The organism is Phenylobacterium sp. (assembly GCF_041919955.1).
GTDB lineage: Bacteria > Pseudomonadota > Alphaproteobacteria > Caulobacterales > Caulobacteraceae > Phenylobacterium.
Genome location: NZ_JAYRSU010000002.1, coordinates 201,688 through 222,707, shown reverse-complemented (window position 1 = coordinate 222,707; position 21,020 = coordinate 201,688). Strand labels below are relative to the sequence as shown.

Below are 21,020 nucleotides of genomic sequence, written 5' to 3'. Positions count from 1 at the left end.
AAACGCTCTAGGCTGCCGACCGCCCGCGCAGCCGCAGTCGTCGCTTCAGGCGCCTCATGCGTTTCCCCTCGGCAAGGAGAGCTTCGATGCGTTCCAACCTGGTCTTTGCGACCGCCGCCACGCTGCTGCTGACGGCCTGCGCGCAGGGGTCTCCGCAGCCGTTCGCCGGCTTCGGCGAGAGCCCTGAACTGCCCTCGCCGAAATCGAGCCTGATCCCGACGCTCAACGCGCGCCAGGCGGTGGGCTGGCCCCCGGGGGGCGCGCCTGTCGCGCCCCCCGGCTTCAAGGTCACGCGGTACGCGGGAGGCCTGGCCCATCCCCGCTGGCTGCTGGTGCTGCCGAACGGCGACGTGCTGGTCTCGGAAGCCTCGTCGGAGGCCAAGCCCGCCAAGGGGATCCAGGACTGGATCGCCAACATGCTACAGAAGAAGGCCGGGGCGGCCATGCCCAGCCCGAACCGCATCACCCTGCTGCGCGATGCCGACGGCGACGGCGTGGCCGAGACCAGGACCACTTTCGCCCAGGGCCTGACGCGGCCGTTCGGCATGACCCTGGCCGGCGGCAAGCTCTATGTCGCCAATGACGACGGGGTGGTCGCCTTTCCCTACTCCGACGGCCAGACCAGCGTCGCCGGGACGGGCGCGAAGGTATTCGACCTGCCGGGTGGTCCGATCAATCACCACTGGACCAAGAACGTGGTGGCGAGCCCCGACGGCACGCGATTGTTCGCGACAGTGGGCTCGAACTCCAACGCCGCCGAGAACGGCATTGAGAACGAGACGAACCGCGCCGCGGTGATGGTCTATCCCCTGCCGTCGGGCCCGCTGCGGGTTTACGCCTCCGGCCTGCGCAACCCGAACGGCCTCGACTTCGAACCGGCGACGGGAACGCCTTGGACGGCGGTGAACGAGCGGGACATGCTGGGCGACGACCTCGTGCCCGACTACATGACCGGCCTGCAGGACGGGGCCTTCTACGGCTGGCCCTACAGCTATTTCGGCCAGAACGTGGACGAACGGGTCAAGCCGCAGCGGCCGGACATGGTCGCCAAGGCGATCAAGCCGGACTATGCGCTGGGGGCGCATACCGCCTCGCTGGGTCTGGTCTTCTACCGGGGCGACCTGTTCCCGGCCCGCTACAAGGGCGGGGTCTTCATCGGCCAGCACGGCTCATGGAACCGCCGTCCGCCCAGCGGCTATCGCGTGGTGTTCGTGCCGTTCGCCAACGGCAAGCCCAGCGGCCAGCCCGAGGTTTTCCTGAGCGGCTTCCTGAATGCGAAGGACGAGGCGCAGGGCCGCCCGGTCGGCGTCGCCGTCGACCGGGCCGGCGCCCTGCTGGTCGCAGACGACGTCGGCAAGGCGGTCTGGCGGGTGACGCCGGCGGAAGCCCCGCCGGCGCCGGCGCCCCGCTAGTCGAACTTCCAGGTCAGGCCGACGCCCCACATCCGCGGCGGGCCGGCGACGAAGGTCGGCAGGCCGAGGTTGTCGCCGGTGTTGCCCGCATCGATCAGATAGTCCTCGTCGGTGATGTTGCTCACGAAGGCTTCCAGCGTCAGCGGCTGGCTGTCGGCGCTCCAGGAGACGCGCAGGTTGGCCAGGCCATAGGCCTTCTGGACCTCGTCCTGGATGTTGTCGGCGACCAGAGCGGCCGGCGGCTGCTGGAAGACCGCGCGGTCGTTGTCGTTGCCGAAGAACACCTTGCTCTGCCAGGTGTAGCTGGGCCGGACCGAGACCCGGCCGCCGGCAGCATCGAAGCTCCAGTTCGCGGCGATCGAGAGGCTGTGGTCGGGCGAGAGGCGGAAGCGGTTACCGTCATAGGCCCCGCCGTCGAAGCGGGCGTGGCTGTAGGCGTAGGTCGCGTAGAGGTCGAGGCCGCGCATCACCGCCAGCTCGGCCTGGCCCTCGAAGCCATAGGCCTTGGCCTTGCCGGCGTTGGTCACGACGAACAGCGTGCCCTGCTGCTCGACGGTCTGGAAGTTGCTGTAATCATAGAAATAAACTGAACCGTCGAGGCGCAGACGGCGCTCGAACAGGGCCGCCTTGGCGCCGATCTCGTAGCTGTCGACGGTCTCGGATTCGACGGCGGCGAAGCGGGCCGCACCATAGGGCGCGCCGGGGCTGGACGCGGCCAGCACCTCGGGCAGACGCCCCCTGGCATAGGACGCATAGACGTTGGCGTCGTCCGAGAGCTTGTAGCGACCGACCAAACGCCAGGTGAAGCCGGAGTCCTCCAGGTCGCGTTCCACGATGGTCGCGTTGGCCGAGGTCGGCTGGAAGGTCAGCCCGAACATCGGGAGCTGGCTGTCGGGGATGAACTGGACCAGCGGGCTCTGCAGGGCCGCGATGATCGCGTTGGCCTGGGCCAGGCCCTGGGCCGTACCGGTCGCCGCCAGGCCCGCTGCGCCGATGGCGCCGCCCAGCACGCTGCGGCCGCCGACGACGCGCGAGGCGAAACCGGTCGACTTGTCGTCGCGGGTGTAGCGCAGGCCGGCCGAGACCTCGAAATTCTCAGTCACATCGAAGGAGACGTCGGCGAAGATGTCGAACGAATCCAGGCTGTTGGTGTTGAAAGCTTCCTCGACGTGGCTTGCGCGCAGGTTCGCCGCGATGGCCTGGGCCTGGGCCGGCGAGAGGATGAGGCGGTTGCCGCTCTGCTGGGCGACGAGGCCGCGGATCAGCGCGCCGGTGAAGGCGGTGTTGTCGAACAGGGCGAGCGGCGCCGGGGTCGTGACGGGCAGGCCGAGGCCCGCGGCCGCGCCGTTGATCTGGCCGGCCACCTGGGCCAGGGCGATGCGCTCGTCGAACTGCAGCGGCAGGCGCTGGCGGCCCTTCTCGTGGAAGAAGCCGGCGCCGACGAAGCCGCGGACCCGGCCGCCGGCGTCGTAGTTCAGGCGGAACTCCTGGCTCCACTGCTTGCCGACCGCGCTGTTGAGGCCGGTCAGCAGCGGCAGGGAAATCCCATCGGGATCAAAGACTTCGTCGCTCTCGAAGCGGCGGAAGGCGGTGATCGACGAAAGCGTGAGGTCCTCGGTCAGGTCGTAGTTCACCAGGCCCGTGACGCCCCAGACCGTGCGGTCGACGCCCAGGGCGCGGCCGTTCTGGAAGCCCAGCGAAGCCTTCAGCGCCGCCGGATCGCGCGCGCCCATGCCGGCCAGCACCTTGGCGGTCGTCGGATCGGTCGGCGCCAATCGGCCGGATCTGAACGCCGTGCCGGTAGGCTCATCATGTTGATAATTCACGATGAAATCGGCGCTCAGGCGCTCGCTGGGGCTGAAATGGGCGGCGATGCGGCCCGCCCAGCTGTCCACCGATTGGAAGGCGTCGCCGCCCAAAGCGTTGTCCACATAGCCTTCGCGCTGCCTGAAGCGCCCCGCGACCCTGAGGGCGAAAGCCTCGCTCATCGGCAGGTTTACCGCCCCCTCGCCCAGGAAGCTGCCGAAGTTGCCGGCCTCGCCCTTGAGGTAGCCGCCAAAAGCCGAAGGATCGGCCTTCTTCTGGATAATGTTGACGCCGCCGATCAGCGCGCCGCGGCCGAACAGGGTCGACTGCGGCCCCTTGGCGACCTCTACGCGCTCCAGGTCGAATAGTTCGACATAGGAGCCCTGGGCCTTGGAGATCGACACACCGTCCTGGAACACCGAGACGCGGGCTTCGGAATAGGCGTTGGTCTCGTCCGAGGTCACGCCGCGGACCACGAAGCCCGGATTGTTCGGCGACTGCTCCTGCACCTCGAAGCCGGGGGTGAACAGCGACAGGTCGGCGAAGTCCTGGACGCCCAGGTCCTCCAGCCGCTGGGCCGAATAGGCGCTGAGCGACATCGGCACGTCCAGCGCCTGCTGCTCGCGCTTCTGGGCGGTGACGACGATCTCCTCGATGACGGCGTCCTGGGCGTGAGCGGCCCCGCCGATGAGCGCAAAGGCGCTCGCCGCGGCCAGCAGCCGCGTCGTGAACTTATGCATGACTATCCCCTGGCGCCTGGGAGCGGCGCGCTGGCTCCGCGCGTAGCCAGCGTCGGTGACGGAGTCATGAAGCTTGGCCGGGCGGCGGCTCAGATTGTCGTGAGGCGCCGGGGGTTCGAGAGCCTCAGACGCGGCCCGTCACCGGCAGCAGCGCGCCGGTGATCGCCCTCGCCTCTTCCGAGGCCAGGAAGAGGATGGCGGCGGCCAGGTCCTGCGGCGACACCCAGGCGGCGAAGTCGGCCTTCGGCATGTCGGCCCGGTTGGTCGGGGTGTCGATGATCGAGGGCAGGACGGCGTTGACGGTCACGCCGTCGGCCTTGAGTTCGTCCGACAGGGCTTCGGTCAGCTTGTGGACCCCGGCTTTCGAGGCCGCATAGGCGCCCATGCCGGCCGAAGCCTTCACCGCGCCATTGGCGCCGATGTTGACGATGCGGCCCGAGCCGCTGCGCTTCAGATGCGGGATGGCCGAGCGGCTGGCGTTGGTCGCGGTCAGCACGTTCATCCGGAACATGGCGTGCCAGGTTTCCCAGGACCCGGCCTCCAGCGTCTCCCAGCGGAAGCCGCCGGCCACGTTGACCAAGGCGTCGAGGCCGCCGAAACGTTCGGCGACGGCGTCGATCGCCGCGCCCGCGGCGACGGCGTCGGTCAGGTCGACATTACCTTGGAAGAAAGTCTCGCCGCCCAGCTCGGCGGCGACGGCGGCGCTGGGCGCGTAGTCGATCAGGGCGACGCGCGCTCCGGAGGCGGCGGCGGCCCTGGCCACCGCCGTTCCCAAGATCCCGGACGCACCTGTGATTGCGAAGATGCGTCCGGCCATGGGCAGTCCTTACGGTTTCAGAGTCGCTCGACGATGGTGACGTTGGCCATACCACCGCCTTCGCACATCGTCTGCAATCCGTAGCGGCCGCCGCGCTGTTCGAGGGCGTTCAGCAGGGTCGCCATCAGCTTGGTGCCCGAGGCGCCGAGCGGGTGGCCGAGCGCGATGGCGCCGCCGTTGACGTTGATCTTGTCGCGGCTGACGCCCAGTTGCTTCATGTAGGCGACCGGGACCGAACCGAAGGCTTCGTTGACTTCGAACAGGTCGATGTCGTCGACGCTCATGCCGGCGCGCTTCAGGGCGCGTTCAGACGCCGGCAGCGGGGCTTCCAGCATGATCACCGGGTCGTGGCCCAGCAGCGACAGGTGGTGGATGCGGGCCAGCGGCTTCACGCCCAGTTCCTTCAGGCCTTTTTCCGAGACGACCATCACCGCCGAGGCGCCGTCGCAGATCTGGCTGGACGAGGCGGCGGTCAGGGCGCCGCCCTCGGCCAGCAGCTTCACGCCCTTGATGCCGTCGAGGCTGGCGTCGAAGCGGATGCCTTCATCGACGGTGTGCAGGACCTTGTTACCCTCGGCGTCGACGACCTCGACCCCGACGATCTCGTTCTTGAAATGGCCGGCTTGCGTCGCGGCGATCGCGCGCTGGTGGGACTCGTAGCTGTACTGGTCGATCTCGTCCTTGGTCAGGCCGTACTTCTTGGCGACCATCTCGGCGCCCATGAACTGGCTGAACTGGATGTTCGGATAGCGCTCCTTCATCCGCGGGCTCATGTAGTTGCCGAAGCCGTTCTGGGCCGGCAGGGCGGCCGACAGGCCCATCGGCACGCGGGTCATGCTCTCGACGCCCGCGGCGATCACTACGTCCATGGTGCCGCTCATCACCGCCTGGGCGGCAAACTGCAGGGCCTGTTGCGAGGAGCCGCACTGGCGGTCGACGCTGGTGGCCGGCACGCTTTCCGGCAACTTGGAGGCGAGCACGGCGTTGCGCGCGACGTTGATCGCCTGCTCGCCGACCTGACCGACGCAGCCCATGACCACGTCCTCGACCAGGGCCGGATCGGCGCCGGTGCGGGCGATGATGTCGTTGAGAACGACCGCGCCCAGATCGACCGGATGCCAGTCTTTCAGCTTGCCGCCCTTGCGCCCGCCGGCGGTGCGCGTCGCTGCGACGATATAGGCTTCGCCCATGGTTTCGCTCCCGTTGTCCTGCGCGTCCGTCGCGCGTCGGGGAGTCATTTAGGAGCGCGACGCAGCGTAAGCCAATGGGGTTTACGTGCGCGTGAAGGGGGCGACTGACGCCGTGTGAGGCCTCGCCTCAGGCGCCCGCGGCGCCGGCGCAGGCGGCGCGAACGCAGCCCCGCAGCCAGCGGTGCGCGGGGTCGGCGTCCTGGCGCGGGTGCCAGAGCATCGAGACGGTGAAGCCTGCCGCGCCGGGGATCGGGAAACTGGCGAGGCCGTCCCGCAGGCCGCGCGTGTGCAGATCGGGCACGGTGGCGACGAGATCGGAGGATCGCGCCAGGGCCAGCGCCGCGGCGAAGCCCCCGACCAGACTGGCGATCCGGCGCGCCGGCATCGGCGGCAGAAAAGGAAGATCGACGGCGTGTTCCTCGAACCCGCTGCGGGAAACCACGACGTGACTCGCTTCGACATAACCGGCGACATCGACCTTGCCTTGCGACAGTCGATGCCCTGCGCGCACCACGCCCAACAGCCTGTCGCCGAACAGGGCCTGGGTGCGCACCTCCGGGCCGAGCGAGGCCTCCACGACCCCGGTTTCAAGGTCGATGCGGCCGTCGCGCAGCGGCGTGCTGTCCTTGTCCGCCTTCTGTAGAAAGTTGAGGCGCACGCCGGGCGCCTCGGAACGAACCTTGGCCAGCAGCGCAGGGCCGAAGCGCTCCACGAAACCGTCGCTGGTCCGCAGGGTGAAGGCGCGGTCAAGGGCGGACACGTCCAGCACGCGCTCGGGACGCAGCACCGCCTCGGCCTCCTCAGCGATGCGGCGCACCTCGTCGCGCAAGGCGATAGCGCGGGGCGTGGGAACCAGGCCGCGCCCTGCACGGACGAGCAGCGGGTCGCCGGTCGTTTCGCGAAGACGGGCGAGGGCGCGGCTCATCGCCGACGGGCTGAGCCTGAGGCGACGAGACGCCGCAGCGACGCTCCCCTCGTCGAGCAAGACGGCCAGCGTCGTCAGCAGGTTCAGGTCCGGCCGGGACATGCGCGCTCCTTCTCTCCTGCCGATATATGGCGTCAGGCGCACGAATAGAATGCAAACCCTGCGCGTTCCGCCATGCCGATACGAATCTTAGCCTGGCTCCAATGATCAAGGAGCCCGACGTCCCATGACCCAGCCCAACGCCTTGGAAACCTTCATCGCCCGCGTGCGGGCATGCTGGGCCCCCATCTCCAGTAGCGTCGTGGCGCAATGCCGCGACCACATGACCGCCTTGCTGGCCGCCGATCCGGCCGAACCCTGGCTAGCGGAACTGCTTGAGAGCGGGCCGGCCTCGCGCGAACTGTATCGCGATCCCGACCATGGCTTCATCCTGCTGGCGCATACCGAGCACAACGGTCTGTACCGCCCGCCCCACGATCATGGGCGAAGCTGGGTCGTCTATGGAACCCAGAGCGGGGCGATCGAAGTCGGAACCTATGCCGCCATCGCCGCCTCCGACGACGAGTTGCGGCTGGTGAAGCGGGACGCGACCCAACTCGCGGCCGGGCAGGCGCAGGCCTATCTGCCTGGAGACGTCCACGATACTCGATGCAGCGCCCCACGCACCCTTCTGTTCCGCTTCACCGAGCGCGACCTGAAGGTCGAGGACAGGGAAGCCGGGCGGATGACCCGCTTTGTCGTGGGGGGGGGCGCGTGGACCGCGCCGCGGCGATGAGCGCCGCGGCCGCCAGCGAGCGCCCCGCTGCCGGCGCCCTGCCCGTCGCGGCGGTATTGACGGCGATGAGCATGGTCGTGATGGACGCGGGCCGCGCCGGCTTCGCCGCGCCCGCCCTCGCCAGGGCGCTGGGGGTCACAGCGGCCCAGAGCCTTCTCGTCGTCACCGCCTATCAGGCCGCCGTCGCCGTCGCCCTGCTGCCGAGCGGAGCGATGGGCGCACGGTTCGGCCACCGACGGGTCTTCGTCGTCGGCGTCGCCTTGTTCGCCCTTGGCTCGGCTGGCGCAATGCTGGCGCCGGCCCTGGCTTGGCTGGTCGTCGCGCGGTGCCTGCAGGGCCTGGGAGCCGGCGCGGTCATGGCGCTTGGGATCGCGCTGCTGCGCATGGTGCTGGCGCCGGAACGGCTCTCGCGAGCGATCGGCTGGAACGCGCTGACGGTCGCCTTTTCCGCCGCCGCCGCGCCGGGTCTGGCGGCCTTGATGCTGGACCAAGCCGGCTGGCGGTGGTTGTTCGCGGCCAACCTGCCGGTGTCGGTCGCGGTCATGGGCCTGGCGGCGGCTTTGCCGAAAGGCGGCAAGTCCGCCCAGCCGGTCGATCCGATCAGCATTCTCCTGAACGGCGGCGCCTTCTCGCTGGTGGTGATCGCAGCCGGCGCGATCAGGCGCGATGCTGGGTTCTCGGCGCTGGCCGCCCTGGTGGGGGTCGCCTGCCTGATCGCGCTGGTCTGTCGTGAACGGCCGAAGGCAGCTCCCATGGCGCCCTTCGATCTGTTCGAAGATCGGCGCTTCGGCGGGGCGGTGCTTGCCTCCATACTGTGCTTCTCGGGACAGACGGCCGGCTTGGTGGCCCTGCCCTTCCTGCTCCAAGACAGCCTCGGCCTGGCGGCCCGCCGGGCCGGGCTCTACCTGACGATCTGGCCGCTGGGTGTCGCGGCGGCCGCAGCGGTCAGCGGCCGCCTCGCGGATCACTTCTCCAATCGCGTGGTCTGTGCCTGGGGAGCCGCCCTCCTGGCCGCTGGACTCGCCGCGACGGCCCTGACGGCCGGCGCGAACGCTGGGCTTCTCATCCTAGCGCTGGCCCTGTCCGGCGCGGGCTTCGGTCTCTTCCAGACACCCAACAATCGCAACATGCTGCTGGCCGCCCCCGCCGCGCGAAGCGGTGCGGCAGGCGCCATGCAGGGCCTCGCCCGCCTGACCGGGCAGTCGGCAGGCGCCGTCGTCGTCGCCGCAATGCTTGGCCAGACTGCGCGGCGCTGTGGCTAGGGGCCTTGCTGGCCCTGGCTGCGGCGGGTGTCAGCGCGCGCAGGTCGGGCCGGAGGGTGACGACGGCCTAGGCCGCCGGCAGCAGCGCGCCGGGACGGCGGGCGTCGAGCTGGAAGGTCACGGGCAGGACCCGCTCGTGCGGGGTCTGGAGCTTCAAGGCCTTGGCGGCGCGGGCGAGCGCGACCTTGCCGAGGCCGGCCGGCGTGAAGCCGTCCTGCACCCTGGGCCGCATCCCGGCCCGGCGGCGCAGGACGCCGTTGGCGTAGATGACGTTGGCGCGCATCAGGGCGGCCGGGGTCATGAACTCGATGGACAGCGAGACATTGAGCATCGGTCCGTTCTCGATCCGGTGCGGCGCGTTCTGGGCCCAGGTGACCATCGTGCCCGGCGTCAGGTCGTAGACCTCCGCCCCCCTGTCCCAGGTCGGGTCGAAGGTGAACTGCTCGGCGGTCTCGCGCAGGACGATCCGCTCCAGGGTCTCCTGGCCGACATAGGGATCGTCGACCGGATAGACCCAGACCCGCTTCTGGCCGCGGAGCTGCCACAGCGACACCAGGGCGACGTCGAGGTGGTAGAAGACCTGGGCGTTGGCCGACGAGATCAGCATGCCGAGGTCGTGCTTGAACGTCTTGCGGCCGGAATGGGCCAGCTTGTCGGCGAAGATCTCATCGCCCAGCGCCGCATATTCCGGGAGGTAGTGGTTGGTGGCGCGCAGGTTCAGCCAGATGCGGCCGGCCTGGGCGGCCTCCAACAGCTTGGAGCCGGTCATGGCGCCGGCCGAGCCCTTGCGCCAGGTGGTCCAGGCGACGGGGTCCTCGCCCATGGTGAAGACGCCCAGCTTCTCGCGCGGGTAGCGGTCGAGCAGCTGTTCGAGACCGGCGTCGTCGAACATAGGCCGCTCGTGCAGGCCGTGCTGGAAGAAGAGGTTTTCGCGGGTGAAGGCCTTGGCCTTTTCCGGCGTCCAGTCGGTGATGATGCTCATGCTCCGGCCCTCAAGCCATAGAACTGAATCTTGAACGGCCCCCACCACAGGGTCTTGCCGAGGCCGCGGGCGGCCCGGTCGAGGGTGAAGGCGAAATCGGGGGCGCGGACCAGCCACTTGAAGCCGGCCAGGGCGCCGAACAGGCCCGCCTGGACCAGGCCCTGGGCCATCCAGCCGGCGACGCCGAGGCGGTCGGGCGGGCTGGCGGCGGCGCAGGCGGCCGAGGGTCCCTGGCCATAGGCGAAGGCGCGCGGGATCGTATAGCGCAGGGTCAGGCGCGAGGGGACGGGATCCTCCCACACCCAGGCGGCGGGCTCCCAGGCGAAGACGGCGCCAGCCTCGCGCATCTGGGCGAACAGGTAGTCGTCCTCGCCGCCGATATAGTTGCGGAAGGCGGCGAAGGGGCGATCCGGGTCCGGCATGGCGGCGCGGCGGATCAGGCTGTCGCCGCAGCCGTAGTGATGGTCGATGACGCCGGCGTCGTCCGGGCCTTCGCGCGAGAAGAAGCGTTCCAGATAGGGCCTGTGGCGGACGATCTCGCCGGGCGCGCGGCCGCGAACCGGGCCGAAGACCACGTCGGCGGCGTACTTGGCCTGGGCGGCCAGCAGGGCGGCGAGCCAGCCCTCCGGCGCTTCCTCGTCGTCGTCGAGGAAGGCGATGAAGGCGCCGCGGGCGCGCGACAGGGCCGTGTTGCGGGCGTTGGCGACGCCGGGCTCCGGCTCGTGGACATAGACGACGGGGAACGGCGCCTCGGCCGCCAGGTCCTGGGTCAGGGCCTGGGCCGACGGCGCCTGATCGTTGTCGACCACGACCAGCTCGAGATCAGAGACGTCCACGCCAGTCTGGCGGAACGTCGAGCGCGCAGCCACGGCGAGCCCATGGGGCCGCCGCTGGGTCGGGATGACCAGGCTGACGCGCGGGGTCGCCATCGACTAGGCGGCCTCCGCCGAGGAACCGCCGGGACGCAGGGCGCGGGCGGCCAGCGCGGCGGCGAAGCCCTTGGCCCGGCCGCCGAGCGACAGTTCGCTGATGGCGATGATATCCAGGCGCCGGCGCAGGCGTCCGACCGGCCCCGCGCCGTGGGCGCCGGCCAGGCTCCAGGCCTTCTCGGCCGCGTCGGCGGCGCGGCCGCGGCTGCCGGCGGCGGCGGCCATGCCCTCGCCGATCATCCTGGTCGAAAGCGCATAGGGCCGCTTGTAGTGCTCGTGGCCCGGGCCGAGATCGTAGACCCGGAGGCCGAGGTCCGGCATGGCGGCGATGGCGCGCAGCAGGAAGAGCTGGCCCGGCGACCAGGCGGCCATTTCCGGATCGGTCGAGGCGATCCAGGGGTGATAGGTGTCGCCGGCGCGCACGCCGAAGTGCCCTGCCATCAGCCGGTCGCCGACATAGAGGTTGATCATCAGGCCCTGGAGCGGCCCCTCGCGCATCTCGAAGAAGGCGTCCAGCAGGCTGCGGGTCCAGGGGGCGGCGAGGAAATCGTGGCCGCCGGTGCGGGCCAGCTGGTCGCGCTTCCAGGCCAGCAGCTGCTCGAAGGCGGCGCGGTCGTGGTCGGGGGCGCGGACGGCGATCGGCCCGACCTCGCGGTCGAGCTTGCCGTCGAGGCGGCGGTAGTTCTTGAAGCGCTTGGCGCTGCCGGCGCGGACAGCTTCCAGATAGTCGGCGGCCGAGCTTTTCAGCTCGATGACGAAGGCCTCGCGGGACTCGGCGGTCGGCGAGGCGAAGTCGCCATGCGGATCGACCAGGCCGGTGTAGCGGTAGGCCGAGAGACCGAACTCGGCCAGGTCCTGGCGGATGTCCAGCGGGCGGTCCGAGACCAGGCCGTGATAATCCGACAGCGGAGCGCCGATCGGGCGGGCCATGCCGCCAGGGCGATGGTGATAGGCGAAGAAGCCGACCGGCCGCTGGCCCTCGCGCCAGATCGCGACCCGGGCGTCGGGGCGGACGGCGCCGACGGCGCGCGCGAAGTCGGGGCCGAGGAGCGGGTTGGCGAACTCGGGCCGTGCGGCGCACAGCCAACGCCACTCGGCGGCGTCGGCCTCCGACAGCTCGGCGGGGTGGATGACTTCCAGTCGCAGCATCTCGAACACGGTAGCGTCTCCCGGTTAGGGAAAGTTTGCCGTGGAGGTTGCAAGTCTCAGGCCGCGAAAGTGTCCCGCAGGATTTTCTCCAGCCATTCGACGTCGACCGCGTCGAAGGCGGCCAGACGGTCGGAATCGACATCCAGCACTGCGATCAGCGCGCCGGCGGCGTCGAACACCGGCACGACCACCTCGCTCTGGGAGCGGCCGTCGCAGGCGATGTGTCCCGGAAAGGCATGCACGTCCGGGACGAGCTGGGTCTGGCCGCTGGCCGCCGCGGCGCCGCAGACGCCGCGACCGAAGGCGATGCGCAGGCAGCCGAGCGTGCCCTGGTAGGGGCCGACCACCAGCTCACGCTCCCTGGCCGGATCGACCACGTAGAAACCGGTCCAGAAGAAGGTCTCGAAGCTGGCGGCCAGCATCGAGGCGACGGTGGCCATGCGCGCGGTCAGGTTCGGCTCGCCGTCGAGGACCGCGGCGATCTCCTGCGCGACGGTCGCGTAGCGCTCGGCCTTGGCGGCCGGCAGGGTCAGTTCGTTGAAGGCTTCGGCCATGGGCGGCTATATACGGGCGCCCCAGCTTTCCCGCCAGGAGTCGGCGGACCCAATCGGAGAGTTCCATGACCAGCGGCATCGGCGGTTCGACGGCGGAAACCGAACTGGCGGGGATCGTTCCCTGGCCTGACCCGGCCGCGCCGATCGGGCGGGCCGAGCGCGAGGCGCGCATCGCCAAGGCGCGGACCTTGATGAAGGAGATCGGGGCCGACGCGCTGATCATCGGCGCCGGCGCCAGCCTGCGCTACTTCACGGGCGTGGCCTGGGGCGCGACCGAGCGGCTGGTGGCGATGCTGCTGCCGCTGGACGGGACGCCGAAGATGATCTGCCCGCGCTTCGAGCTCGGCTCGCTGGCAGCCTCGATGGGGATCGAGGCCGAGATGCTGCTCTGGGAAGAGCATGAGAGCCCCTACGAGCTGACCGTGCGCGGCCTGGCCGGCGCGACGCGCCTGGCCATCGACCCCGCCCTGCCCTTCTTCGTGTTCAATGGCGTCGCCAAGGCCGGCCCTGGGCTGGAGCTGCTGGACGGCGCGCCGGTCGTCGACGGCTGCCGCTCGATCAAGTCGCCGGCCGAACTGGCCCTGATGGCCCAGGCGAAGGCCATGACGCTGGAGGTCCACCGCCGGGCGGCGAAGATCCTGGCGCCGGGGATCACAGCCAGCGCCGTGCGCCGCTTCATCGACGAGGCGCACCGGACGATCGGCGCGGACAACGGCTCGACGTTCTGCGCGGTGCAGTTCGGCCAGGCCAGCGCCTATCCGCACGGCCTGCCCGGCGACCAGACGCTGGAGGACGGCCAGATCGTGCTGATCGACACCGGCTGCCAGGTGCAGGGCTACAACTCCGATATCACCCGCACCTATGTGTTCGGCGAACCGAGCCCCGAACAGCGCCGCGTCTGGGAGCTGGAGAAGAAGGCCCAGGCCGCAGCCTTCGCCGCCGTGAAGCCGGGCGTGCCGTGCGAGGAGATCGACGCGGTGGCGCGCCGGGTGCTGGCCGCCGCCGGGCTCTCGGCCGACTACGAGCTGCCCGGCCTGCCGCACCGGACCGGCCACGGCATCGGTCTGTCGATCCACGAGGCGCCCTATCTGGTGCGGGGGGACAAGACGCCCCTGGCGCCGGGCATGTGCTTCTCGAACGAGCCGATGATCGTCATTCCCGACGACTTCGGCGTGCGGCTCGAGGACCACTTCCACGTCACCGAGGATGGAGCGGCCTGGTTCACCCAGCCGCAGCCGAGCCTGGAAAAGCCGTTCGGCTGACCGGTTCCATGACGAGCCGATGAAGATTGGCGCTGCAGTTGTAAACCTTCCGCAGCGCCGGGAACCATGCGGCCAAGCTGCGCCTTTCTAGCGATGCCAGCCATCACGGAGACCAGGCGCATGGGCATCTTCAGCTCGATCATGAACAAGATCTTCCACAAGAAGCCGGCGGAGGCCCCGGCCGCGCCCGCTGCCGCGCCGGCCGCCGCCGCGCCCACCCCGGCCGCTGCGCCTGCGGCCCCGCCCGAACCGGTGGACGTCGAGGCGGTGCTGACCCAGATCGCCACGCTGAAAGGCGGCGGCGGCAATTGGCGGACCTCGATCGTCGACCTGCTCAAGCTGCTCGACCTCGATTCCAGCCTGGATGCGCGCAAGGAACTGGCCGGAGAGCTGGGTGTGAACGCCGGGCCGCACGGCAGCGCCGAACAGAACATCGCCCTCAGCAAGGCGGTGTGGGCGGCGCTGGCCCAGAACGGCGGCGTGGTGCCCGCCAGCCTGCGCGACTGACGAGGCCTGGCCCCGCGCGGCGAGCGCCGCGCGGGGTTTCAGTAACGGGCTGTAACGGAGCCCGAAACCGTAAAGTACGACCCCGGCCCGGCGCGATCGGCCAGCATCTTCCTCGTTCTCGCCACGGACGCAAACGTCCGGGCCTGTCGGGGGTTTACGGATGCAAGGTTCCATCAAGCTGTGGTTGCTGGCGGGCGCGTGCGCGCTCTGCCTGCCTGGACTGGCCACGGCCGACGAAGCCGAACTCGACGCGCTGATCGTCACGGCGCCGCGGCTGGAGGACACCCTGCCGCAGAAGGTCGCCCGCTACGGCTCGGACCTGGCGGTGGTCAGCCCCGAGGTCCTGCGCGACAACGCCTATATCGACGTCACCCAGGCGTTGCAGATGCAGACGCCGGGCCTCTACATCATGCCGGGCAACGGCCCGTTCTCGTATGTGGACCTGTCGCTGCAGGGCTCGCGCACAGGCGACGTGCTGTGGGTCGTGGACGGGGTGCGGATCAACAACCGCCTCTACACCTCGACCAGCCCGACCGACACCCTGCCCGCCAGCATGATCGAGCGCATCGAGGTGCTGAAGGGCGGCCAGGGATTGCTCTACGGCTCACAGGCGGCGGCCGGGGTGATCAACATCGTGACCCGCCCCTATGGCGACGAAGGGGTGGACGGCGGGGTCACGGTCGGCGGCCACACCAACGGCGGGCTGCACGCGGACGGCTACGCCCGCGCCAGCGTGGGCGCCCACAGGTTCGTCGCCTGGCTGTCGAAGGACAAGGCCGACGGCTACACCACCTACGACGTGTTCCAGCCCAGCACCACGGCGCGCAAGCGCGCCTATGACGTGCTGAGCTTCGGCGGCAAGTATGGGCTGCAGTTCAACGAGGACCTGTCGCTGAACCTTTACTACCAGCACACCGAAGCCAAGGTGGACAACCCGGGCGCGCGGCTGGTGAACACCAAGTTCAACGACCGCGACGAGGAAATCGCCAGCGTCAGCCTAGACTGGAAACCGAGCGAAGAGGCCCAGGTCTCGGTCAAGGGCTACTATCACGACTGGGACACGGTCTACACGACCATCAACAACGTGCCGGGCAAGCCGGGCCAGACGGTGGTGGTCGATGACAAGACCTACTGGGGTTTCGAGGACTTCGGCGTCAGCGCCCTGGCTCGGCTGAACTTCCACAAGGGCTTCGAGTACCAGCTCGGCTACGACTTCCAGAACTTCAACGGCCGCGACGACGTGCTGCTGATCGCCCAGCGCACCGAAAAGGTTCACGCCTTCGTCGGCCAGATCCTGACCACCGACGACCTGATCCGCAACGCCCGCTTCTCGGCCGGCGTCCGCTACAACAAGACCGGCGGCGCGGAGTCGACGGTCTGGAACCTCAGCGGCCGCTGGGAGCCTAGCGAAAACCTTTATGTCGAGGCGGTCGGCGGCACGTCCTTCATCCTGCCCAGCGCCGAGCAGCTGTTCGGGGTCGATCCCTGCTGCGCGATCGGCAATCCGAACCTCGGCCCCGAGGAGAGCCTCAACTTCAACGGCTCGGTGGGCGGCTTTGCGCTGGACCGGCGGCTGGTCTGGCAGGTCACCGGCTTCGCCCGCAAGATCGACAACCTGATCACCGCCGACTACAGCCAGAGCGCCTATCCGGACGGCGTCTACATGAACGCCGACCGCCAGGTGAAGGTGCGCGGGGCCGAGGTCCAGGCGACCTTCGCCGTGACGCCCGAGCTGACGGCCCAGGCCTCGTTCACCTACACCCGCTCGCGGGCGGCAGGTTCCAGCCAGCAGTTCGACCGCACGCCGGAATACTACGCCAAGGGCGGCCTCACCTATTCGCCGCAAGACAAGCCCTATGGCCTGTCGGTCTCGGCGGCCTGGACCGGCGACGTCTACCAGACGGTCAGCGGCTTCGGCCGGCAGAACTACGGCGGCTTCGTGATCGTCGACCTGTCTGGCCACGTCTATCTCGACGAGAAGCGCAGCCGCCGGCTCACCGCGCGGCTGGAGAACGCCTTCGACGAGGAATACGCGACCCGGGTCAGCTCCGGCCTGATCGACCTCTCCACTCAGCGGTTCATGTTCCGCAGCCTCGGCCCGCCCCGGACCCTGCATGTCTCGTTCACCCAGTCCTTCTAAGGGCCGCAAGCCCCGCAAGCCGTTCGCGCCGAAATGGCTGGTGCTGACGCACCGCTACATGGGCGTGACGCTGGGGGTGCTGATGCTGATCTGGTTCGCCAGCGGCATCGGCATGCTGTTCATCCATTGGCCGGAAGTCAGCCGAGAGGAGCGGGCCGCCGGCCTGCCGCTGCTGACCTGGGCCCAGTGCTGCCAGGCGCCTGCTGCGATCCCCCTCTCGGCCGGTGACCTTATCGAAGACCTGGCAGGCCGCCCGATCCTGCGATCGGGCGGCGAGGTCTTCGACCTGACCACCGGACGGACGCTGGACGCCGTCAGCCCGGAAGAGGCGCGGTGGGTCGCCGCCGCCTACGCCCGCGCCCACGGCCTGACCGCGCGCCCGGCCCAGATCGCCGCCGTCGAGCGCGACCAGTGGACGGTGACCGGCTATTTCAACAAGCGCCGGCCGTTCTGGAAGGTGCGGTTCGACGATCCGCTGGCCAGCGACATCTATGTCTCGCAGGTCAACGGCGAGGTGGCCCAGCACACCGACCGCGCCCAGCGGGTGCTGAACTGGCTCGGGCCGATCCCGCACTGGCTCTATCCGCAGGTGCTGCGCCAGGACACCCAGCTTTGGACCCAGGTGGTGATCTGGACCTCGCTGGCCGGCGTGTTCCTGATCGTCACCGGCTTCTATCTGGGGATCGTCGCCTGGCGGCCGTGGCGCGACGAGCGGCTGACGCCATTCCGCGGCATGATGCGCTGGCATCACCTGTTCGGCCTTGGCGCCGGCGCGCTGACCCTGACCTGGACCGCCAGCGGCCTGCTTTCGATGCAGCCCTTCGGCCTGCTGGACAGCGCGCCCGACCCGCGCGCCAAGGCCTATCGCTCCGCCCAGGAGCTCCAGGTCGAGGCTGGGCCGATCCTTGCCGCCCTCAAGGCCGCCGCGCCACAGGCCCGTCAGGTTGTCGTCGCCCCGTTCGAAGGCGAGACCTATCTGATGGTCGACGGCGTGCGCCACGACAGCGCCATGCGCCCGGCCACCCTGCCCCCATCCGATCTGGCCGCCGCGACGCGGCGGCTGGGCGGCGACCAGCGGCTGCTGAGCGCCGAGGACGCCTATTGGTACGGCCACCACGAGCCTGCCCGCCTGCCGATCTGGCGGGTGATCGCGCAGGATGGGACCCGCTACTATTTCGATCCGGCGACCGGCGACCTGCTGCGCAGCTTCGACGCCTCGGCGCGGAGCTTCCGCTGGCTGCACCTGGGCCTGCATCGGCTGGACTTCATTCCCGGCTTCGACCGCGGCGGCGGCTGGGCGGCGGCCATGACCGCCCTCCTGGCCCTATGCCTGGTCGGGATCGGCGCCGGCGTCGTCCTGGCCTGGCGACGGACGCGCCACGACCTTAGCCAGGCGTTCCGTCGCCTGCGGCCAGCCAGCGCATCCGGTAGGCGTTGATCGCGGTCTCGCCCAGCTTCTCGGTCAGGCGCCAGTTCACCACCGCGCCGATCGGCGCCCCGATCAGGGGGATGAGCTGGGCGAGCTTGGCCAGGTCGATGTGGTCCCGATACTCCTGCTGAAACTTGCGCCAGTCGAAGGCCTCGAACGTCGCCGGGTGGCTGCGAGCATCCCAGTCCTGCATGGCGGCGAAGACCTGGGCGCGATGCTCGGCCGAGGAGAAGGCGAGTTGGAAAACCTGCAGCAGGAACAGGCGCTCGGCGAAATCGTCGCCCGACTTTCCGTAGACCGCCGCCAGATCGAACAGCAGCTTCAGCTTGATGGCGACCAGGGCCGGGAAGTCGGCCATGGCCAGCCAGAAGCCCCCTGCCCCGGCCACGCCGCCCTCCACCGCCGCGGTGGTGCGATAGCTTGCGATCACCTCGCGGGCGCGGGCGTCGCGCTGCGCCAGGCTCGCCCCGGCCAGGGGCGCGGGCGCGACCAGGTTGGAGCCGGTGAGGATGCCGCGTGTCATCTGCTCCACCACCGCGGTTACGGCGGCGTGGACCTGTTCGGGAATGACCTGGTTGATCTTCTGCTGCACGCCGCGCGCGGCGCGCGCAGCCAGACCGGCCGGGCGCAGGACCAGAGCGCGCCAGGCTGCGACCTCGCCGCGCGCCCACGTCTCATAGGCGTCGTCGGACACGCCGATCGGCGGGGCGGTGGTCATGCGGCGCTGCGCTCCTTCAGGAACCCGGCGCCGTGATGTGGGGACGGCCCAGCCGCGCGCCTAGAGGGCGCGGGCCAGACGAAGGTTTTCGGCGTGCTCGGCGGCGGCCCGCCGGGCGTTGATCTCGGTCGACTGGGCGTCGACGACTTCGTCGGCGATGACGTCGATGAGCGCCTCGAAAGCCTCGGCTTCATCGAACGGGGACGCGACTTCGAACGGGTTCGGCATCGGAGCACACTCCCTGGCTGGCGCGCGCAAAGTGTTAAGCAACGCTTAAGCCGCCGCCAAGCCCCTCATGCAGCGCAAACATCGCTTTTCGCCAGGTATCACAGCATGTTGAGCGCGCTTGTCCTTATGAACTTTTTGCGTCGCAACAAGAGTTCGCGTTCTGCGCCGAGCCAAATCGCCCGCCGTTCTTTTTGCAAGAAAGGTATTGGCTGACGGTCCGATAGGGTCATACGATCCCCTCGAACGCTGCGTCGCGGTAGGCGAGTCTGCTTTCACTGACCTTCGTCTTTTACCTGCGGGAGAACGGCGTCGTGGAAGGAAACGATTGTGCAGCGCACGAGTACCGAGGGGCCTGACTACTTTCATAAAGTCGTCGATTGCCAGTGGGCCTGCCCGGCCCACACGCCCGTGCCGGAATATATCCGGCTGATCGCCGAAGGCCGATACACCGACGCCTACATGGTGAACTGGAAGTCCAACGTCTTTCCCGGGATTCTCGGGCGGACGTGCGACCGCCCCTGCGAGCCGGCGTGCCGGCGCGGGCGGGTCGAGGAGGAGCCGGTCGCCATCTGCCGCCTCAAACGCGTCGCCGCCGACAACAAGGAGGATATATCGGGCCGGCTGCCCGCTCAGGTCGCGGTGTCCAACGGCAAGCGCGTAGCGCTGGTCGGGGCGGGACCGGCCTCGCTGACCGTGGCGCGCGACCTGGCCCCGCTCGGCTACGAGCTGACCCTGTTCGACGGGGAGACCAAATCCGGCGGCATGATCCGCAGCCAGATCCCCCGCTTCCGCCTGCCCGAGGAAGTCATCGACGAGGAGGTGGGCTATATCACCGGACTGGGCATGGAGCTTCGCCTGGGTCAGCGGATCGACAGCCTGAAGGCGCTGCTGGCCGAGGGCTACGATGCAGTCTTCATCGGATCGGGCGCCCCGCGCGGGCGCGACCTCGATCTTCCCGGCCGCCAGGAAGGCGCGGCCAACATCCACATCGGCATCGACTGGCTGAGCAACGTCTCGTTCGGTCACATCGACAAGATCGGCGCCCGGGTGATCGTGCTGGGCGGCGGCAACACGGCCATGGACTGCTGCCGCACCGCGCGACGCCTGGGCGGGAGCGACGTGAAGGTGATCGTCCGGTCCGGCTTCGAGGAGATGAAGGCCAGCCCCTGGGAAAAGGAAGACGCAATCCACGAGGACATTCCGATCCTCAACTACCTCGTCCCCAAGGCCTTCACCCACGAGGGCGGCAGGCTGACCGGCGTGACCTTCGAGAAGGTCCGCCCCGAATACGACGAACGCGGCCGCCGCACGCTGGTCCCGTCCGGCGAACCAGACGAGCATTACGAATGCGACGACGTGTTGGTGGCGGTCGGCCAGGAGAACGCCTTCCCCTGGATCGAGCGCGACCTGGGTCTTTCGTTCGACGAATGGGACATGCCGAAAGTCGATCCGGCGACCTTCCAGTCGACCGCGCCGAAGGTGTTCTTCGGCGGCGACGCCGCGTTCGGCCCCAAGAACATCATCTGGGCCGTCGCGCACGGCCACGAGGCGGCGATCTCCATCGACCGGTTCTGCAAGGGCGAGGACCTGGCCGAGCGCCCGGCGCCAGGAACCAGCCTGGTCAGCCAGAAGATGGGCATTCACGAGTGGAGCTATGACAACGCTCCGGCCAACGACCTGCGGTTCAAAGTGCCGATGCGCGAGAAGGACCAGGCGCTGAAGGACGTGAGGCTGGAGGTCGAGCTCGGCTTCGACCGGGAGACCGCCTACCGCGAAACCCAGCGCTGCCTGAACTGCGACGTCCAGACGGTGTTCGCCGAGGCGGCGTGCATCGAATGCGACGCGTGCGTCGACATCTGCCCGACCGACTGCATCACCTTCACCGACAACGGCGAGGAAGCCGACCTGCGCGAGCGGCTGAAGGCCCCTGCCCTCAATCTCGAACAGGCGCTCTACGTTTCCGGCGACCTGCCGACCGGGCGGGTGATGGTCAAGGACGAGGACGTCTGCCTGCACTGCGGCCTCTGCGCCGAGCGCTGCCCGACCGGCGCCTGGGACATGCAGAAGTTCCTGCTGGAAATGACCCATGCGGGGGGATGCCGATGAAAGCCGCGCAGATCGTCCTTCTCCCCTTGCGGGAGAAGGTGGCAGGCGAAGCCCGACGGATGAGGGGTGACGGCCTCTCCTTCGCCCCG

18 protein-coding genes are annotated in these 21,020 nt (G+C 69.3%); 8 read left to right on the top strand and 10 right to left on the bottom strand.

Features of this window, described 5'->3' with window-relative positions:
• The first annotated feature begins 86 nt into the window (after window positions 1-86).
• Window positions 87-1,412: a sorbosone dehydrogenase family protein gene (locus ACE3T2_RS02860; RefSeq protein WP_374654492.1), complete on the top strand. Its 1,326-nt coding sequence runs from the start codon at window positions 87-89 to the stop codon at window positions 1,410-1,412.
• Here ACE3T2_RS02860 and ACE3T2_RS02855 read toward each other — a convergent pair.
• The 4 genes from ACE3T2_RS02855 to ACE3T2_RS02840 form a co-directional block, all read right to left on the bottom strand.
• Window positions 1,409-3,958 (bottom strand): TonB-dependent receptor, encoded by a 2,550-nt coding sequence (locus tag ACE3T2_RS02855; RefSeq protein WP_374654490.1) that lies wholly within the window; start codon window positions 3,956-3,958, stop codon window positions 1,409-1,411. The two genes, ACE3T2_RS02860 and ACE3T2_RS02855, sit on opposite strands and share 4 nt — an antisense overlap.
• Window positions 3,959-4,082: 124 nt before the next feature.
• Complete coding sequence (locus ACE3T2_RS02850; RefSeq protein WP_374654488.1) at window positions 4,083-4,775, bottom strand: SDR family NAD(P)-dependent oxidoreductase; 693 nt, start codon at window positions 4,773-4,775, stop codon at window positions 4,083-4,085.
• A gap of 17 nt (window positions 4,776-4,792) precedes the next feature.
• Window positions 4,793-5,965, bottom strand: coding sequence for an acetyl-CoA C-acetyltransferase (locus ACE3T2_RS02845; RefSeq protein ID WP_374654486.1), 1,173 nt, complete (start codon window positions 5,963-5,965; stop codon window positions 4,793-4,795).
• A 127-nt stretch (window positions 5,966-6,092) separates the two neighbouring features.
• Window positions 6,093-6,992 carry a LysR family transcriptional regulator gene (locus tag ACE3T2_RS02840; RefSeq protein ID WP_374654484.1) on the bottom strand — a complete coding sequence of 300 codons (900 nt, stop codon included), beginning with the start codon at window positions 6,990-6,992 and terminating at the stop codon, window positions 6,093-6,095.
• 124 nt (window positions 6,993-7,116) lie between these two features.
• Here ACE3T2_RS02840 and ACE3T2_RS02835 point away from each other — a divergent pair, with 124 nt between their 5' ends.
• Complete coding sequence (locus ACE3T2_RS02835) at window positions 7,117-7,665, top strand: hypothetical protein (protein WP_374654482.1); 549 nt, start codon at window positions 7,117-7,119, stop codon at window positions 7,663-7,665.
• On the top strand, window positions 7,644-8,927 hold the full coding sequence (locus tag ACE3T2_RS02830; protein ID WP_374654480.1) for an MFS transporter: 1,284 nt from the start codon (window positions 7,644-7,646) through the stop codon (window positions 8,925-8,927). The genes ACE3T2_RS02835 and ACE3T2_RS02830 overlap by 22 nt, the downstream gene beginning before the upstream one ends.
• Before the next feature lie 67 nt (window positions 8,928-8,994).
• Here ACE3T2_RS02830 and ACE3T2_RS02825 read toward each other — a convergent pair whose 3' ends face one another.
• From ACE3T2_RS02825 to ACE3T2_RS02810, 4 genes are read right to left on the bottom strand one after another with little or no spacing between them, the layout of a single operon-like run.
• Window positions 8,995-9,909, bottom strand: coding sequence for a hypothetical protein (locus ACE3T2_RS02825; RefSeq protein ID WP_374654478.1), 915 nt, complete (start codon window positions 9,907-9,909; stop codon window positions 8,995-8,997).
• A complete protein-coding gene (locus tag ACE3T2_RS02820) occupies window positions 9,906-10,838 on the bottom strand; it encodes a glycosyltransferase family 2 protein (RefSeq protein ID WP_374654476.1) in 933 nt (310 codons plus the stop codon). The genes ACE3T2_RS02825 and ACE3T2_RS02820 overlap by 4 nt, the downstream gene beginning before the upstream one ends.
• A 3-nt stretch (window positions 10,839-10,841) precedes the next feature.
• Window positions 10,842-11,987 (bottom strand): GNAT family N-acetyltransferase, encoded by a 1,146-nt coding sequence (locus tag ACE3T2_RS02815; RefSeq protein ID WP_374654670.1) that lies wholly within the window; start codon window positions 11,985-11,987, stop codon window positions 10,842-10,844.
• 56 nt (window positions 11,988-12,043) lie between these two features.
• Complete coding sequence (locus ACE3T2_RS02810) at window positions 12,044-12,541, bottom strand: GAF domain-containing protein (RefSeq protein ID WP_374654474.1); 498 nt, start codon at window positions 12,539-12,541, stop codon at window positions 12,044-12,046.
• 65 nt (window positions 12,542-12,606) lie between these two features.
• Here ACE3T2_RS02810 and ACE3T2_RS02805 point away from each other — a divergent pair, with 65 nt between their 5' ends.
• The 4 genes from ACE3T2_RS02805 to ACE3T2_RS02790 all read left to right on the top strand — a co-directional run bounded on the left by ACE3T2_RS02805 (window position 12,607) and on the right by ACE3T2_RS02790 (window position 17,888).
• The gene (locus ACE3T2_RS02805) at window positions 12,607-13,803 is read left to right on the top strand and encodes a M24 family metallopeptidase (RefSeq protein ID WP_374654472.1); all 1,197 of its coding nucleotides are present in this window, start codon (window positions 12,607-12,609) and stop codon (window positions 13,801-13,803) included.
• A 120-nt stretch (window positions 13,804-13,923) separates the two neighbouring features.
• On the top strand, window positions 13,924-14,310 hold the full coding sequence (locus ACE3T2_RS02800; RefSeq protein ID WP_374654470.1) for a DUF3597 family protein: 387 nt from the start codon (window positions 13,924-13,926) through the stop codon (window positions 14,308-14,310).
• A gap of 160 nt (window positions 14,311-14,470) precedes the next feature.
• Complete coding sequence (locus ACE3T2_RS02795) at window positions 14,471-16,450, top strand: TonB-dependent receptor plug domain-containing protein (protein ID WP_374654468.1); 1,980 nt, start codon at window positions 14,471-14,473, stop codon at window positions 16,448-16,450.
• Window positions 16,425-17,888, top strand: coding sequence for a hypothetical protein (locus ACE3T2_RS02790; RefSeq protein ID WP_374654466.1), 1,464 nt, complete (start codon window positions 16,425-16,427; stop codon window positions 17,886-17,888). The genes ACE3T2_RS02795 and ACE3T2_RS02790 overlap by 26 nt, the downstream gene beginning before the upstream one ends.
• On the opposite strand, the gene ACE3T2_RS02785 is transcribed toward ACE3T2_RS02790, so the two are convergent.
• Together ACE3T2_RS02785 and ACE3T2_RS02780 are read right to left on the bottom strand one after the other, a co-directional pair.
• Window positions 17,836-18,597: an EcsC family protein gene (locus ACE3T2_RS02785; RefSeq protein WP_374654464.1), complete on the bottom strand. Its 762-nt coding sequence runs from the start codon at window positions 18,595-18,597 to the stop codon at window positions 17,836-17,838. The two genes, ACE3T2_RS02790 and ACE3T2_RS02785, sit on opposite strands and share 53 nt — an antisense overlap.
• A 60-nt stretch (window positions 18,598-18,657) precedes the next feature.
• Window positions 18,658-18,825 (bottom strand): hypothetical protein, encoded by a 168-nt coding sequence (locus ACE3T2_RS02780; protein ID WP_374654462.1) that lies wholly within the window; start codon window positions 18,823-18,825, stop codon window positions 18,658-18,660.
• Between the two features lie 327 nt (window positions 18,826-19,152).
• Between ACE3T2_RS02780 and ACE3T2_RS02775 the strand changes: the two genes are divergently transcribed.
• Entirely contained in the window at window positions 19,153-20,931 is a 1,779-nt protein-coding gene (locus tag ACE3T2_RS02775) for an FAD-dependent oxidoreductase (protein ID WP_374654460.1), read from the top strand.
• Window positions 20,932-21,020 lie beyond the last annotated feature (89 nt).